Here is a 15,827-nt window from a genome sequence, read left to right as displayed (position 1 = left end):
CCGCACCGTGATCGCCGCCGAACAGACGCAAAAACTGACGCAAATCACCCCGGAGCCGGCTTTGGACCCGGTCGAGGACGAGCCGCAAATCCTGAAGCTGGAAGACTTTAAGAAGAAAGCGGGCGATGGGATTCGAACCCACGACGTCCAGCTTGGGAAGCTGGCATTCTACCACTGAATTACGCCCGCGAAGGCCGTTTTCTACTACATTTTCGAGGCCGCTTCTACTACAATTTCCGGTACGGCAACCCGGCAATCGACCTAACTGCAAAGGAGGACGAGCCGTGCCGAAGCAGGGACCCAACCACCACAAACGAGTGCCGAAGCTCTCCTTCACCGCCAACCAGGGCATCGGCTGGCACGTGAGCTACCGAGACGACGACGGAGTCCCTCGCCGTCATCGGTTCGGCATCAAAGAGCGTAGCGGCGAGCCGCAAGCAAAGCTCCTCTATCACGCTTGGGTCTTGGAGCACCTTGGCGGCGAGAATGTGAAAGCGTTCCCGACCAAGGCCAAGCGAGCCACCAAACCCAAGAAGGACAACCGGATACTTTCAGGGAGCTTGCTCGAAATATCAAGTGGCTTCCTCGATTCCGAGGAGGCTCGGGCACGGAAGGGGCACGAGCCGAAGCGACGCGGCACCATCGCGGCCGAGGTCTTTCGCGACCGCCAAAAGGCCGTGAAGGACTTCCTCGCCTTCATCAACGCCGAGCACGGGGCCGGAGCGACCGCCAGGATGCGACTCTCCGACCTGAAGATGGAGGACATCGAGGACTTCAACCGGGCGATTGTAAAGCAGGGCTTTTCGGCTTCGCAGGTTGCGAAGCGGCTTCAACTCGTAAAGGCCATCATCGACCGTGCCGGGAGACCCGAGCACGGCGGTCAGATGCTCACCTGGAATTGGGATTCCCGCGACGTGTCGCACGGCAAGCCCACCAACGAGCGGCTCATGCCAACACGGCGTCAAATTCTGAAGATGCTCCGCGGCACCGACCTCCGCGGCCGCACGATGATTTGGCTCGGCATCGGCCTTGGTTTTGGAGCTCGCGACCTCGCAGCGATTCGCGTTGGTCAGATTACGAAAGACGCCTACGACCTCCGCCGCAGTAAGACCGGCGTGCAGCGATTTGGCGAAACGCCGCCGCGGGTTTGGCACTACGTCTCGATGTATCAGGCAACGGAGAAGCGGCCGACAGGCCAGCTTCTCTTCGTGACGCGACACGGAGTGCCGCTCGTGCAGCCGACTTCAAACGCTGTGACGCAGTGGTGGGACAAGCTTCGGAAGAGGGTGGGGGAGAGCAAGGAGACGCTTCCCGGTTTCTACACGCTCCGTCACCTCGGGGCGACCGAATTCGGCTCTCGGCCCGGAACCTCCATCAGCGAGGTGAAGCGATGGCTCGGGCACTCAGCGAGCTCCGACATGGCCGACGTTTACATGCGGCCCGTCCGCCCCGAGTATCGTGAGGTTGTCGAATGGGCACGCACCCGGTTGCTTGGAAGTGCATAACCACACCAGTCCAATGGGACGAAGCCGCAAATGGTTGATGACATCGAGTGCCGCATCGTACGGGCTATCGATATCGTTGAAGTGATTCACGAGAAGACGGCCGTGTCGCCGCTCGGAGACGAGTGGATTGCTCGCTGCCCGTTTCATCACGACATGACCTACTCCCTTGGCGTCAGCCCCTACCGCCAAGAGTTCCGCTGCCTTGCTTGCGGTGCAGCCGGCAACGTCATCGACTTTGTGCGGAGCTTCAACCGCATCCATCGCGAAGACGCCGTTCAAATGCTCGCACATCGGGCCGGACTCAATATCGAACCACGTTAGGGCGGCGTCCGGCAGGAAGGCGGTCGTGCTTCTCTGACTCCACGAAGCGGCCAAATGAACGTCGCTCAGGCTCCAAACCGCGACTACTCTCAGATGAGTGAACGGAGGCCAGCAGCCACTCTTGCAAGCAGGTCTATCAGTTCAAGCACGTCCGCATCACGAAATACGAGTCGTTGGCCGACTGCATAGGTCCGGTCGCCGGATTTGTCGAGATAGGCCTGGTCAACGATACCCTGACGATGCGAAAGCACGTGCCGTCGCTGAAACAGGAGCTTGAGCCGCTGCAGCTCGCCGGCGTCGAGAAAATCCCCATAGCCCTTGCCCGTCGCCTGCATCCACAAAGTCGCGGCATCGTCGAGACGCTGAAAGACGTTGCCCTTCCGGATAAACTGCGATTCATTGGGGAGCTTCGCAAAAAGAGCTTCGTTTAGCCGTTCGAATGCACCCACGAGCCGGGGAAACTGGTCTTCAAGGACCTGCCGAATCGCGTCGGCTGCCGCATCGGCTGCCGCATCGGCGTTTGCCTCTTGCTCGATTGCACTTCGGATACCGGCAAAGGCTGCCACCGTTTTTCGAACCGTTTCAAGCGTATTGTCGAAGCAGGATGCGGCGGAGTTGTGCCCGCACGCCGGACAGAAGAACGACGCTCCGAGCGATGCGTAACGACATCCGCATGCTTCGCACGTAAAGTCCTGACGGAGCTCTTCACGGGCCGAAACGGGAAAGACCGCCGGGATGCTGCCCGGCTTGTAACTCAGGCTCATCGAAAGGCGTAGAAGCCCGCCGCCGAAGTGCCGTGGCCGAGTTCGACTAACGGCCCGCGACAGAGCACCGTTGAGTAGCCGACTCATTTCGGCGTGGGCCACCTGCTCAATGTATCGCTGTTGCTCGGGTGTGTTCCAGGCTCCCGATTCATCTTCGTGCCTGCAAAACGGGCAGAACACTTGCTCATCGCGGACCTTGTCACGCCAATCATCGAAGAGCACCTTGAAATGGCCGCCGCACTCCGAATTCGGGCACTCGCGGTCGTAGTAGCCTTTATCATCAAGGGCCACATTGATGCTGACCCGCCGCGGTTGCTCCAATCGCTTTAGTTCGCGAATGATATCGTCAAACATCCGTGTTCTCCGCACCTAGTCCCTGTGTCCGATGATGGTCACGATTTGCACAGTGCTGCCCCGCTTCACCCGCCGGTGAGCCTTTTGAGACTGAAACGTCCGAACGGCACACAGGAGCTCGCGTTCCGTCAGATAACGACAAGCGAGCACGTCGTAAATCACGGCGTTGCGTTCATCATGAAGAACTGTTCTGACGCTCGGCATCTTCATTGCCCGCAGTCTCCAAGTCTACGTCAAAGGTGTAATCACCGGACTTCACTTTGCGTTGTGCCCACCTGAAAATGACCTCCGGCGTTGTTAAGCTTGGCGAACGAGCGGATTCCATTCGAGCCATTACGGCATTGAAGTCCGCCTCAAAGTCAGCAAAAGACTTCTTCGAGGAGATGATTGCCACCTGCCGAAAGCGGTCCTGCAGATTCTTGAAATCCGCGGCCGCCCTTTTTACGTGTTCGAGCGTGTCGTCGAACTTCAGGGCCGCGTAAACCGTCGGGAGCAGGCCCGCAAAGAACGCACATAGACTCACGACAAGCTTCACCGCTTGAAGGTCGGATTGGGTAAGCAGCTTCCAGGACGCAACCGACCCGAGCACTAGAGGGGTGACGACGAAGAATAGTCGAGTGTATCGAAGCAGTCGGAGCCAGATGAAAAATGCAGTTGACGTGTAAAGGCAATTCTCGACTTGCCGCTTGCACTCCGTCACCAAGTCTGCCGTTTTGTTTCCCATCTGCTTGCTCACGAAACCGGAATCTGGGTTCCGAAAATCTTCTGCCACTCGACACCAGCATCATACACCTTGTCTGCAGCTTCGAGGTCGCAGGCTCTCACGGCACGGTCACGGGCAGTCTCCGCTCTGCTCTTCCAGGCGTCGCCAATGGAGATTATCTCCCCTGTGCCGGGCACGTAGACATAGCTCCAAGCCTTGCCAACAAGCCACCGCAAGAAGTCCCGCACCATCCAGTCATAATAGGTCGTACTCTTCCCGCGATGTTCCCAAGTCCGCAGGAAATCGACCGCAAGCAGTTCGAGCCAAAACGACTTTAGCGGCACACTGCAATTCCACTGCCAGCACTTCAGCATGCGAATCAGGTCACGACTGTTACCGCTTGTCGCACTGTTCGACTCGCGAACGTGCTCAATCTCAGCCGCAGGGTCGATAGTCTGATAGCTGCCGCCGTTGTGTGTATTGCAAATCCAATACTGGCCACTTGTGAGTGTGAAGGCCGGCACTACCTCGACGGCGTATGAGGCGAACTTGACGACGACCACCTGACCGTCTCCTCGCATCGTCGTGCTCCCGTATCGGCGGGTGAGCACGTCCTTCACCTCCTGGAGCAACTGAGACTGTTTGTTGCCCGGCCGCGTCTGAAAACGGTCATAGACCGACTTGGGCAGACAAAAAAGCACGTCGATGTCTCGTGGTGGCCGTATTTCCGTGTTCTTTCCCCACGAGCCGACTAGCATGCTGTTTGCCGTGGTCGATGTCGTGCCCCAATAGTGTTCGTTCAGACAGGAACGGACGCCCCCGTGCTTCGTAATACCGTCCTGTCGCTGGTCTTCGGTAAGCCGGAGGTTTGACAGAAATCTGTCGAAGCGTTGGCTCACCGTAATACCCTGCCGTTGCGATGAAAACGCCGCTTGGTTGAACATGAACATTATCCTAACAAAAATTCCTGTTACAGGCACTCCTGACACCGTGTCTTTTCAGCCCGGCATTCCGACTCGAATGACAGCGGGCCCGAGCGCGAATATCCGTAGCCAAGTACGCATCGACCTCACCCGCGGCATGACGCATCCTTCGCTTCGTCAGTGTTCGACCGCGTGTGGCCGCGTTCGGGCTTCTATCCGAAGGCGAGAGCTCGTGGACGCTTGGCCACACTGACATGCGGTTCAATGCTTCGTATCCTTCGGCGGGTTGGGGTCATGCGGCCCGTACGTGTTGCTGTTCTGAATCCGCCCGTTCTGGCCCTTGATACGAAGTTCGCCGCCGCTCACTTTGGCGAGCTCCTTTCCGGCCCTGACGGCATCCGCCTTAGTATCGTGGACCGATGAGGCCCGGCCGGCACCGTCACGCTTCACCTGCCAGCCATCGTCGTGCGGGCCCACGCTGTAATTCTTGCTGTTTGCCATTCTGCATGCTCCAATCGCTTTGCCTGGCCCGAGTTCGGCGGGCCTGACCGGCCGGAAACCGCTTGGCTCCGGCTCAAAACCGGGTAACGTCAGAGGACCGAGGCGGCCCTCATTATCGATACGCAGGCACCTCACCTGGCCGCCAGCCGAATTTTCGCAGGTGAGGGGCGTGCGTATGTTCAATGGATTTGGCGGTGATGGCCGAACAGGTCGCACTCAGCGTCGATGAGCAGCTCGAACTGGCCTTGGCGATTGCCGAGGGCAGCAACGACGCCCTGTTGCGACTGCTGGAGCTCTATGGCCCTCGAACCAGGGAAGTCTTGCTCGGTACGTTCCGAAGGGTGCTCAACGAAGACGACATCGACAATGTTCTTGTTCTAGCTGCCATGAAAGCCCGGCGAGCCGCGAATCACTTTGACCCAGACAGAGCGGAAATGGACGGCTGGTTTTACACCATCGCATTTAGTTCGGCACGGGACTTCATACGCCGCATCGGTGGTAAGCCAGCGTTGTCGCTCGACGACGAGACCTTCCCGGAACCGGCCTCGCAGGCGAGCGACGACAATGGATCAAGAACCCTGGCTCCGCGAGCACGGGCGGACCTATTGGAGTGCATCGAGTCGCTCGGGGAATTACAGCGGGCAATTATTGAAGCAGACCAAGCGTTGGGAGGTGGCCCGATGGAGGCGGCGGTATTGGCAAAGAAGCTAGGCATTGCGAAGGAGCGTGTTTATTCCTATCGCAACAAGGCTCATGCCGCCCTTGAAAAGTGCTTGACTCGGAAGGGGTACTCGGCGGACTCAATGTGGAATAAACCATGAGCGACAGCGAGAAAAAACAGAGTGAGCTTGAGGCGAAACTTCGCGAAGCACTCGGTTTCAATCCACCGACGGCAAAAGAGGCCGAGGCATTGATGCGGAAGGCCAAGGGCATTCCGATGACACGAGCCGTCGTGCAGCGAATCGTGGACCAAGCAGTCAGAGGAGAGATGCCCGAGCCGTTGCTCGCTCCAGATTACGTGTGGCTCGCTGACGTGCCAACCGCTGAAGCCAGTGAGTTTGTTTTCAATCGGAATCGTGCCGGCACTACGAAAGATGTTCCACCTGAGAGATGGGAGGAGGTTCGCCGACGGTGCGAACGAGCAGAGACGGCGGCTCAGGACATCGTGGTGAATATGGGCTTAAGCCCTCCAATCGACCCCTTCGCAATCGCTGAAAGTGAGACTCCAATACTCCACGTTCAAGCGAAAGACTTCGGAAATCGCTTCGATGGGCAACTGGAGTTTGACAAAGTAAGTCGCGAGTTTGTGATGCTCGTGAACTCCAAGTATGACGCCACGTGGCCCCAGAAGGGCCATCATCCGCGTACGCGTTTTTCTGTTGCTCATGAACTCGGGCACTACTTCCTTGACCACCACCGAGCTCGGTTGATTCGCGGCGGACATCCGCACCCGTCACACTCCGACTTCACGAGTGACCTTATGTTTGAGCGTGAGGCGGACCACTTTGCATCAGCGTTGTTGATGCCGCTTAGCCAGCTTAAGGACCGAGCGATGAGATTCTCGCCGGGACTTCCTGCCATGCGAGGGATTGCCGACCATTTTGGAACGTCGCTAACAAGTGCAGCCATTCGCTATGTCTCTGCGAATCTGGCACCAGTCGTCGTCCTCAAGTGGAACCCCGATGGCTTCGGATGGAAGTGGCTCTCGGACGCGGCGTACGCGGCCGGCATAAGAAAGACGATTGAACAAACGGATCTCGTGCCGCGAGATTCTGCGACTGGCCGAGTGCTCGCAGGCGAGGCAGGTGTTGGACAGCCCATCGAGCAAGGTACGACAGCGGCAGCTTGGTTCCCCTTCATTCAACACGGAAGTACGCGAAACGACATTTTGACGGAGCAGGCAATTTCGCTTGGCGAACACGGCTCGCTGACTGTTCTCTTTCCTCAGGGCGGCAGATTCTCGACGGCTCGGGAGTGGTAACGGCGAATTCTGACTTGGCTGGCGGCGATGGGAATCAGCCCCCTTGCCTGTGGCCATAATGCATGATAAAGGATGTTATCATGCACTACCAGGAGGGGCGGGACGCCGCTCCTGAGAAGCCGTTCTAGCGGCTTCACTCTCGGCCGAAGACCATGAGCACGGACCTTTTGAAACTCGATTCCCCGCCTCGCGTTACTGGCAGCCGACCGGAGCCACCGGCTTTGGTCCACCTCGCTGGGAGCAACGCCCGGTTCGCGTATGACGAGTTCTTCGCCGGAGAAGAAAACTCGCACACGGAGCGAGCGTACCGGCACGCAGTGCATCGGTTCCTTCAGCATTGCGAATCCATCGGCGTCGCGTTGCCGGAAGTGACGCCCGGCATCGTGAGCGATTATCTCAAGCGGCTTCAGGCCCAGGTCAAGACACGCCGCAACGAGGCAGAGCGATTCAAAGCGGCGTCGAAGCCGACCAAGAAGCTCCACTTGGCGGGCATCCGCAAATTCTTCGACAAGCTCGTGGAGCGTCACGCGATCGTTTTGAATCCCGCGTTGTCCGTTCGCGGGCCGAAGCACAGCATGACCGAGGGCAAAACGCCTGCCCTGAGCGTGAAGCAGGCTCGCGAGTTGCTCGCCGGGATCGACACCCGCACCGTCATCGGGCTTCGAGACCGCGCCATCATCGCAGTCATGATTTACACTGCCGTTCGTGCGGGAGCCGTCGCTAAGTTGCGTCGGCGAGATTTCTACGCCGACGGTCGTCAGTCGGTGTTTCGGTTCGACGAGAAAGGCGGCAAGATACGGGACATCCCTGCCCGTCACGACCTGGACGGCTTCGTTCGCGAATATCTCAATGCAGTCGGCACGATTCACGACGGAGAGTCTCCCCTCTTCCGCTCCGCAGTCGGTCGAACCGGGAAGTTAGGGGAAAACGGCATGAGCGAAAATGACGTGCTCAGGATGGTGAAAAGACGGCTACAAGCCGCCGGATTGCCAGCAGATCGATTGACGTGTCATTCCTTTCGCGCCACGACGATCACCGACCTGCTTGATCAAGGCGTGCCGCTGGAGGATGTTCAGTACCTAGCGGGCCATTCTGATCCGCGAACGACTCGGTTATACGACCGCCGCAAGAAACAAGTGACTCGGAACATTGTCGAACGAATTTCAATTTAGACCATGATGCACGATATCGAAAAGCTCGAAGGCGACCTTTGGGAAGCAGCGGACCAACTCCGCGCCAACTCGAAACTCACCTCGTCCGAGTATTGCATGCCGGTTCTCGGCGTGATTTTCCTTCGCCATGCAGCGAATCGGTTTGACGCTGCAACGAAGCAGATTCAAGACGACCAGGCCGCGGGACGAATGCCGAAGCGAAAGCCCATCGTGGCCGATTACATCAAGCGGCGGGCTATGTGGCTGCCGGAGCTGGCCCGCTACGAGAACATCCTCTCGTTACCCAAGGGCACAGACATCGGCGAGTCGCTTATCGCGGCGATGAACGCGATCGAAGAAACCTACGAACCGCTCGCGGGCGTTCTGCCCAAGGACTACACGATCTTCGAGCGAACCGTGCTTGAAGATCTGCTCAAGATCTTTAACCGCGACGCGCTTCGCAACGCGAGCGGCGACGTGTTTGGCCGCATCTACGAGTACTTCCTTATGAAGTTCGCAATGCAGGGGGCACAGGATAATGGCGAGTTCTTCACGCCCCCTTCCCTTGTTCAGACCATCGTCAATGTTATCGAGCCGGACCACGGGATAGTCTTCGATCCCGCATGCGGCTCCGGCGGCATGTTCGTGCAGTCGAGTCATTTCATCGAGAAGCTCGGTCAGGACACCGCCAAGCGCGTGCGGTTTTTCGGCCAAGAGAAAACCGCTACCACGATCAAACTCGCAAAGATGAACCTTGCGGTTCATGGCCTAGAGGGCGACATCCGCGAGGCCAACACCTTCTATCAAGACGAACACACGCTCGCCGGCAAGGCCGACTTCGTCATGGCCAATCCCCCGTTCAACGTCGACATGGTCGATGCCGAACGCGTGAAGCCGGATACGAAGCGGCTACCATTCGGCCTGCCCGGTGTGAACAAGGAAAAGAAGGTCAGCAACGGCAACTATCTGTGGATCTCTTATTTCTGGAGCTACCTGAACGATAAAGGTCGAGCGGGCTTCGTCATGTCATCGCAGGCCTCCGGTGCCGGCCATGGCGAGGCCGAAGTTCGCAAGAAGATTATCGAAACGAGCGACGTGGACGTGATGATTTCGATTCGCCCGAACTTCTTTTACACCCGCACGGTTCCATGCGAGCTCTGGCACTTCGACAAGGGCAAGCCCGCCGAGCGCCGCGGCCAGGTACTCATGATCGATGCGCGGAACATCTACCGAAAGGTCACGCGGAAGATATACGACTTTTCCCCCGAGCAACTCACGAACCTCACGGCTATCGTCTGGCTCTATCGTGGTCAATCAGATCGATTCACCGCGCTGGTTCAGCGCTACCTCGACCATACGATTTCAGAAGCCGCGTCCATCGCAGAACCAGCGAACTCCTTCCGCGACGCCTACGCCGCACTCGTCGATGCGACTGCGACGTTTCTTAGGTCCCTTACGAACGATTCGCCGCTCTGCGGCCTTGCGGGCGAACGCGATACCGCCGCCAAAGCGTGCTTTGACTCGCTCGACGAATGGGCGAAACGCATAGCTAAGGATTGGCGGAAGCCTTGCAAGACAGAGTTCGCCGCACAGAAGCGGCGGCTGGCCGAGCTTGATGACCTGGCCACGGCCTGCCGCGAACTCGTTAGGGACGTTGACCTTGTGTGCAAAGTCTCAAAGAGGCTCGTGGACGCGGCCGAGAAGAACGGACAAGCACGAGAGCATGAGAATTGGGACGGCCGTGCAATCGGCCGGCTGGAGAAAGACCTCGATGCTCGACGCCGCGAACTCGTGGAACAGTTGAAACAGACGGTGTATTTCGAGCGGCAGGCGCATTGGCTCGTCTCCCGCTTTCCGGATGCGAAGTTCGCGGCCGTGCCGGGGCTATGCCGGATCGTCACCCGCGCGGACTTCGAGGCCGCTGATTGGAGCCTGACGCCGGGGCGATTTGTTGGAGTTGCACCACCTGAAGTGGACAAGGACTTTGATTTTGAAGAGGCGATCCGTGGCATTCACACTGAACTTGCCGACCTGAACGAGGAGGCAGCGACACTAGCCCTTGCAATTCAGAGGAACTTGGAGGGGCTTGGGATATGAGTTGGCCCACGAAACCACTTGGAGAGCTCGCGACATTTCGCAACGGCCTGAATTATACCAAAGCGAACTTTGGTCGCGGCATTAAGGTAATCAACGTCAAGGATTTTCAGTCATTCGCACAACCCGAGTATGATACGCTCGACGAGATTGATCCTGCAGGCCTAGTGGATGATGATGATATCCTAAGGCACGGCGACATTGTCTTTGTCCGATCCAATGGTAACCGCGAGCTTGTTGGTCGGAGTCTGCTAATAAACGAGCCCCCAGAGCCAATTGCGTTTTCCGCTTTTGCAATCCGCGCGCGCTTTACTGATTGTTCATCCGTTCCGCATTTCTATGCTCATTTTTTCCGCTCACCAGAATTTCGTCGCAGATTGTCTCTTCAAGGTGCCGGCACAAACATCTGCAATTTGAATCAGACGATTCTCCGCCACATCTCTGTTCCGGCTCCACCGCCGGACATTCAGGTGGAGGTGTCGGCAGTGCTAAACACGTATGATGACTTGATAACAAACAGTCGTCGCCGAATGACGCTATTGGAGGAAGCCGCGCAGCTGCTTTATCACGAGTGGTTTGTCCGACTTCGCTATCCCGGCCATGAGCACGTCCGCGCCGTGGAAGGCGTTCCGACCGGTTGGGAACGCGTGCCACTCGGTCAGCGGATTACGCTGAACTACGGAAAAGCCCTGAAGGCGGATGACCGAATTGAAGGCCCGTTTCCCGTGTTTGGGTCGAGTGGAATCGTCGGAACGCACGAGAAGCCGCTAGTTAATGGTCCCGGAATCGTGGTAGGTCGGAAGGGAAACGTCGGGAGCGTTTACTGGTCGCCAATACCCTTCTTTCCAATCGATACGGTATATTTCATCGCTCCTGACACTAGCGATCTGTATCTCTACTACGCGATTAAGCAGATGCAGTTTATTAGCACGGACGTAGCAGTGCCCGGTCTGAATCGTGACTTTGCATACAGCCGTCCACTTCTGTGTCCAGCACGGCAGATACGAGATGCCTTCCTTGATGCTGTCTCACCGATTCACACGCAACTCGCAATACTCGATGAATTGAATTCGAAGCTGCGCGAGGCTCGCGACCTCTTGTTGCCCCGCCTCATGAGCAGCGAAATCACGGTAAAAGAGGCGGCTTCGGATGTTCACTGACATTAACAGTGAAGACCGCCTCGTGCAGAAGACTGTCGCGGAGTACCTCCACGACCAGCACCACTGGGAGAGCATTTACGCTTGGAACGAGGAAACCTTCGGCGTGACCGGAACGCTCGGCCGGGCAAGCGAACGTGACACCGTGCTCGTGCGTGACATTCGCGATGCGATCTCCCGGCTGAATCCGACCTTGCCCCCGACCTCCATCGAAGATGCCATCGCCAAGCTCACGCGCCACGATTTTTCGCGATCGATGGTGCAGCACAATCGCGAATTCTACGTTTGGATTCGTGACGGTGTGCCCGTCACCTACCGCGACGAGAGCGGGCAGCTTCGCGATACGCGGGCGCGACTGATCGACTTCAGTAATCCCGAGAGCAATCGCTTTGTGGCCGTGCGCGAACTGAAGATTCAGGGCCTTCGTGTTCCCCACTACAACCGTCGAGCTGATATCGTTTGTTTCGTAAATGGACTGCCGCTCGTGTTCATAGAATTGAAGGCCGTGTACGTAAACATCCGGGCCGGGTACGACGGCAACCTGAGCGATTACTTTGACACGATTCCGCACGTATTCCACCACAACGCATTTCTTGTCGTCAGCAACGGCGATAAGGCTCGCTACGGTTCGATCACCAGCCCATGGGAGCACTTCCACGAATGGAAGCGGCAGGACGAGAAGGACAGGGGCGGGCTTGATGCAAAGCGGCTGCTAGACGGCATGCTCGCCAAAGACCGCCTACTCGACATCGTTGAGAACTTCGTGCTGTTCGATGAGAGCAAGCCCGGAGCGACGCGGAAGGTCGTCGCCCGCAATCACCAGGTCATCGGCGTAAACAACGCCGTCGAATCCGTCCAGTACCAGGAGGAATTGAAAAAGCAGTTTCCGCCCGACGAGCGGCAAAAGTATCGGGTCGCATTGGTTGAGCCCAAGCCCGTCGAACCGATTCCGGATGCTGAGCACGCGTTGGTACCAGTCGCAAACACAGGTCCGCGAGAACTCGCGATCATCGAGCGAGCACATCCCGACTTGGGGCGATTGGGAGTCTTCTGGCACACACAGGGAAGCGGCAAGTCTTATTCGATGATTTTCTTCGCCGAGAAAGTCCGCCGGACGCTGGCCGGTAATTTTACGTTCGTCATCATGACAGACCGGGAGGACTTGGACGACCAGATTTACCGTTCATTCCGTGGATGCGACGCAGTCAATGAGAAGACGCCGCGAGCCAGCACAGGCGAGGACCTCAAGCGGCTGCTCAAGGAGGATCACCGATACATTTTCAGCCTCATTCACAAATTCAATCAGGACGTGACGCCTGAGACGCCGTACAGCCCACGGGACGACATCATTGTGATTTCCGACGAGGCTCACCGGACGCAATCCGGTCGTCTCGCCCGCAATATGCGACTCGCGTTGCCAAACGCAGCGTTCATCGGCTTCACGGGCACCCCGCTCTTCAAGTACGACCACCTCACCCGCCGGATCTTCGGGAAGTACGTTTCGCGATACGACTTCGAGCGATCGCGGCAGGATGGATCGACCGTCAAGCTCATATACGAGAACCGAGGCGAGAAGCTCGGACTTACGCGCCTCGCATTGAATGACGAAATTGCGGAGAAGATTGAGCAGGCTGACTTAGACCCTGACCAAACTGCGCTCTTGGAGAAGTTGCTCGGCAAGGACTACGAGGTCATCACGGCCGACGACCGGCTTGACAAAATCGCCGACGACTTTGTGGAGCACTGCTCTGCACGTTGGGAATCGGGCAAGTCGATGCTCGTGTGCATCGACAAGGTGACGTGCGCCCGCATGTATCAGCGGATCATTCCGCGTTGGCAGCAGCGGACTGTCGAGCTTGAAGCGACGCTGGCTGCCGGACACGCGACGTTGGCGGCGACCGCGGACGCCGACCAGCGAGAGAAGCTGGCCAAGGACGTGGCGGCGCTTGAGGGCCGCATCGGGTGGATGAAATCGACGCTCATCGAAATCATCGTCAGTGAGGGACAGAACGAAGTCAGAGATTTCGCCAAGTGGGGCTTCGACATCCGGCCGCACCGCAGCACACACAAACTCGGATTCGAGACGGCGGACGGCAAGCGGACCGGCGTCGAGGACGCCTTCAAAGACCCTGAGCACCCCTTCCGAGTCGCCATTGTCTGCGCCATGTGGCTTACCGGCTTCGACGTGGAGTGCCTTTCGACCCTTTACATCGACAAGCCGATGAAGGCTCATACGTTGATGCAGGCAATCGCCCGTGCAAATCGCGTGTACCCCGGCAAGGCCTGCGGCGTCATCGTCGATTACAACGGGATGCTGAAAAGCCTTCGAGAGGCCCTTGCTCAATACGCTCTTGGTGATGAAGACGGGACCGGCGGCGGCGGCGGCGCAGCTGGACCAGGAGGCGATGGAACAGGCGGCGGCATCGTCGCTCCGATCGAGGAATTGCTCGCTTCGCTACTGGAAGCGATTGAAACGACTGAGCAGCACTTGGCCGGGCTCGGATTCGACATCAGCCGTCTTCGCGGCGCGACGGGGTTTACCCGGATCGAGGCAATGCATGACGCCGTTGAGGCGCTTTACTCATCCGATGCAGCGAAGCGGCGTTACGAAATCATGGCTCGGCAGGTGTTCATCCGGTTCAAGGCGCTCGTGATGGAGCCATCGGTCTTTCAATACGTTGAGCGGCACGACAACATCGAGGCTATCTACAAGAAGTTGGAAGAGCGTCGCGATACGGCCGACGTGACGAGCCTGCTCAAAGAACTGCATCGAATCGTGAACGCGGCCATTGCCGCTCACGGCCTCGGGGGCGATCAGGCGGAGGGGTTGACCGTTGATTTGAGCAAGGTCAATTTCGAACGCCTTCGTGCGGAGTTTGCACGGCGTGCCACGCGACCGCAGACTGCCATCCAGGACATTCGCACCCTTATCGAAGCCAAGCTCCAAGCAATGCTGGCCCGTAACCCGCAACGTATGGACTATTACCGCAAGTACCAGGAGATCATCGCGGACTACAACCGCGAGAAGGACCGGGCAACGGTGGAAGACACCTTTGCTCGATTGCTTGATCTCGCCCAGAACTTGGACGCCGAACAGCAGCGGGCCGTTCGTGAAGGCCTGTCGGAGGACGAGCTCGCGTTATTCGACTTGCTCTATCGCGACGACATCGGGAAAAAGGACCGAGAGCGATTGAAGGTGGCGAGCCGAGACTTGCTCGCTTCCCTTCTCGGCATCCTGAAGGACATGGAGCACTGGACGGCGAACACGAAGACGCAGGCCGAGGTCGAGGTATTCATCCTCGATCGGTTAATCGACTCGTTGCCGGAGCCGCCTTACACGATGCAGGATAAGGAGCAGGCAGCGAAGCGAGTTTATGGTTACGTGTGGCAACGCAGTGCTACCGGGACGCCCTTCGCCCCGGCGGCCGCTTAGCGGACGCCATGTTCTAATAGGTGCTCATGGCCAAGCATTTTTTTCGCGAGTGGATGGATCGACAGCAGCCAGAACCAAAGCTGCCCGACTTCGTCGTCATGCGCGAAAAGAAGGGGGCGACAGAGGCGGTCAGAGCGGCGCTACGGTCCGCAGCCTTGGATCATCTTGTAGGCCTCGCACTGATAGAGCGAATGGGAGACCTTCCTGAAACAGCGGCGTTCATTCGAAACAAGATTCCGACGGGCACGCGCACGAGGTCTGGCGATCTCGGCGAAATATTGGCAAGCGAGTACATCGACCAATGCACGGAGTTTACGGTACCGATCAAACGACTTCGATGGAAGGACGATCGCGAGACCACCATGCGAGGCAATGACGTAATAGCGCTGTGCAAACGTTCCGAGCACTTCGCGATATTGAAGGCCGAGTCTAAGAGTCGCGCCACGCTCGGCGAATCTGTGATTACGGAGGCCATCGAAGGCCTGGAGAAGCACTCCGGACGACCGAACCCGAGTTCGCTCGCCTTCATTTCTGCTCGACTTCGCGAACAGGCACGGGATGCTGAGGCCGCGATCTTTGAGGGCCTTCAACGAAGGCCACCGCGCAAGGGTGCGCTTGAGCACCTTGTGTTTACATTCTCGGGAAACGACGCAGCAGCACATCTAAGGAAGCACGCTCAAGTAAAGCGTGGGGCAATCCGTCGTCACGTCGTGGGCTGCGTGGTAGAACGGCATCAGGATTTCATAAAGGCCACCTTCGAGGATCTCGATGCCACAGCCCGCTAGTGAAATCAGGGCTCAGATCCAAGAGCTCATTCAGCCAGGATATCGCGAGCGTCTCATTGCGCGGGGGCTAGCTCGCGGGCTGATTTGGCGGGATGGTCTGCTTCCTCCAGACGCCCCGGCATTTAGCACAGAACTATCAACGGATTTGCTGGATC

The 15,827-nt window shown here is 58.0% G+C and carries 13 protein-coding genes and 1 tRNA gene; 9 read left to right on the top strand and 5 right to left on the bottom strand.

Going from position 1 to position 15,827, the window contains the following annotated elements:
* Nucleotides 1–117 precede the first annotated feature (117 nt).
* Nucleotides 118–189: transfer RNA gene (locus KF841_02910), tRNA-Gly, on the bottom strand.
* Between the two features lie 95 nt (nt 190–284).
* Between KF841_02910 and KF841_02905 the strand changes: the two genes are divergently transcribed.
* Nucleotides 285–1,505: a site-specific integrase gene (locus tag KF841_02905; GenBank protein ID MBX3394298.1), complete on the top strand. Its 1,221-nt coding sequence runs from the start codon at nt 285–287 to the stop codon at nt 1,503–1,505.
* Between the two features lie 30 nt (nt 1,506–1,535).
* Complete coding sequence (locus KF841_02900) at nt 1,536–1,826, top strand: hypothetical protein (GenBank protein MBX3394297.1); 291 nt, start codon at nt 1,536–1,538, stop codon at nt 1,824–1,826.
* An 89-nt stretch (nt 1,827–1,915) separates the two neighbouring features.
* On the opposite strand, the gene KF841_02895 is transcribed toward KF841_02900, so the two are convergent.
* The 4 genes from KF841_02895 to KF841_02880 form a co-directional block, all read right to left on the bottom strand.
* A complete protein-coding gene (locus KF841_02895; protein ID MBX3394296.1) occupies nt 1,916–2,944 on the bottom strand; it encodes a hypothetical protein in 1,029 nt (342 codons plus the stop codon).
* A 175-nt stretch (nt 2,945–3,119) separates the two neighbouring features.
* Nucleotides 3,120–3,668, bottom strand: coding sequence for a hypothetical protein (locus KF841_02890; protein MBX3394295.1), 549 nt, complete (start codon nt 3,666–3,668; stop codon nt 3,120–3,122).
* Between the two features lie 8 nt (nt 3,669–3,676).
* The gene (locus KF841_02885) at nt 3,677–4,591 is read right to left on the bottom strand and encodes a nucleotidyltransferase (protein ID MBX3394294.1); all 915 of its coding nucleotides are present in this window, start codon (nt 4,589–4,591) and stop codon (nt 3,677–3,679) included.
* 240 nt (nt 4,592–4,831) lie between these two features.
* Nucleotides 4,832–5,071: a DUF2188 domain-containing protein gene (locus KF841_02880; GenBank protein MBX3394293.1), complete on the bottom strand. Its 240-nt coding sequence runs from the start codon at nt 5,069–5,071 to the stop codon at nt 4,832–4,834.
* Nucleotides 5,072–5,268: 197 nt separating this feature from the next.
* On the opposite strand from KF841_02880, the gene KF841_02875 reads away from it, so the two are divergent.
* From KF841_02875 to KF841_02845, 7 genes are all read left to right on the top strand, one after another.
* On the top strand, nt 5,269–5,892 hold the full coding sequence (locus KF841_02875; protein ID MBX3394292.1) for a hypothetical protein: 624 nt from the start codon (nt 5,269–5,271) through the stop codon (nt 5,890–5,892).
* Nucleotides 5,889–7,052: an ImmA/IrrE family metallo-endopeptidase gene (locus KF841_02870; GenBank protein MBX3394291.1), complete on the top strand. Its 1,164-nt coding sequence runs from the start codon at nt 5,889–5,891 to the stop codon at nt 7,050–7,052. Before KF841_02875 ends, KF841_02870 begins: the two co-directional genes overlap by 4 nt.
* 221 nt (nt 7,053–7,273) lie before the next feature.
* Complete coding sequence (locus tag KF841_02865; protein ID MBX3394290.1) at nt 7,274–8,224, top strand: tyrosine-type recombinase/integrase; 951 nt, start codon at nt 7,274–7,276, stop codon at nt 8,222–8,224.
* A gap of 3 nt (nt 8,225–8,227) precedes the next feature.
* The gene (locus KF841_02860; GenBank protein ID MBX3394289.1) at nt 8,228–10,300 is read left to right on the top strand and encodes an N-6 DNA methylase; all 2,073 of its coding nucleotides are present in this window, start codon (nt 8,228–8,230) and stop codon (nt 10,298–10,300) included.
* A complete protein-coding gene (locus tag KF841_02855; GenBank protein ID MBX3394288.1) occupies nt 10,297–11,457 on the top strand; it encodes a restriction endonuclease subunit S in 1,161 nt (386 codons plus the stop codon). The genes KF841_02860 and KF841_02855 overlap by 4 nt, the downstream gene beginning before the upstream one ends.
* The gene (locus tag KF841_02850; GenBank protein MBX3394287.1) at nt 11,447–14,887 is read left to right on the top strand and encodes a type I restriction endonuclease subunit R; all 3,441 of its coding nucleotides are present in this window, start codon (nt 11,447–11,449) and stop codon (nt 14,885–14,887) included. The genes KF841_02855 and KF841_02850 overlap by 11 nt, the downstream gene beginning before the upstream one ends.
* 26 nt (nt 14,888–14,913) lie before the next feature.
* Entirely contained in the window at nt 14,914–15,672 is a 759-nt protein-coding gene (locus tag KF841_02845) for a DUF1837 domain-containing protein (protein ID MBX3394286.1), read from the top strand.
* Nucleotides 15,673–15,827: the final 155 nt, after the last annotated feature.

Source organism: Phycisphaerae bacterium, assembly GCA_019636475.1.
Lineage (GTDB): Bacteria > Planctomycetota > Phycisphaerae > UBA1845 > UTPLA1 > JADJRI01.
This window is presented reverse-complemented; position numbering and strand designations above follow the sequence as displayed.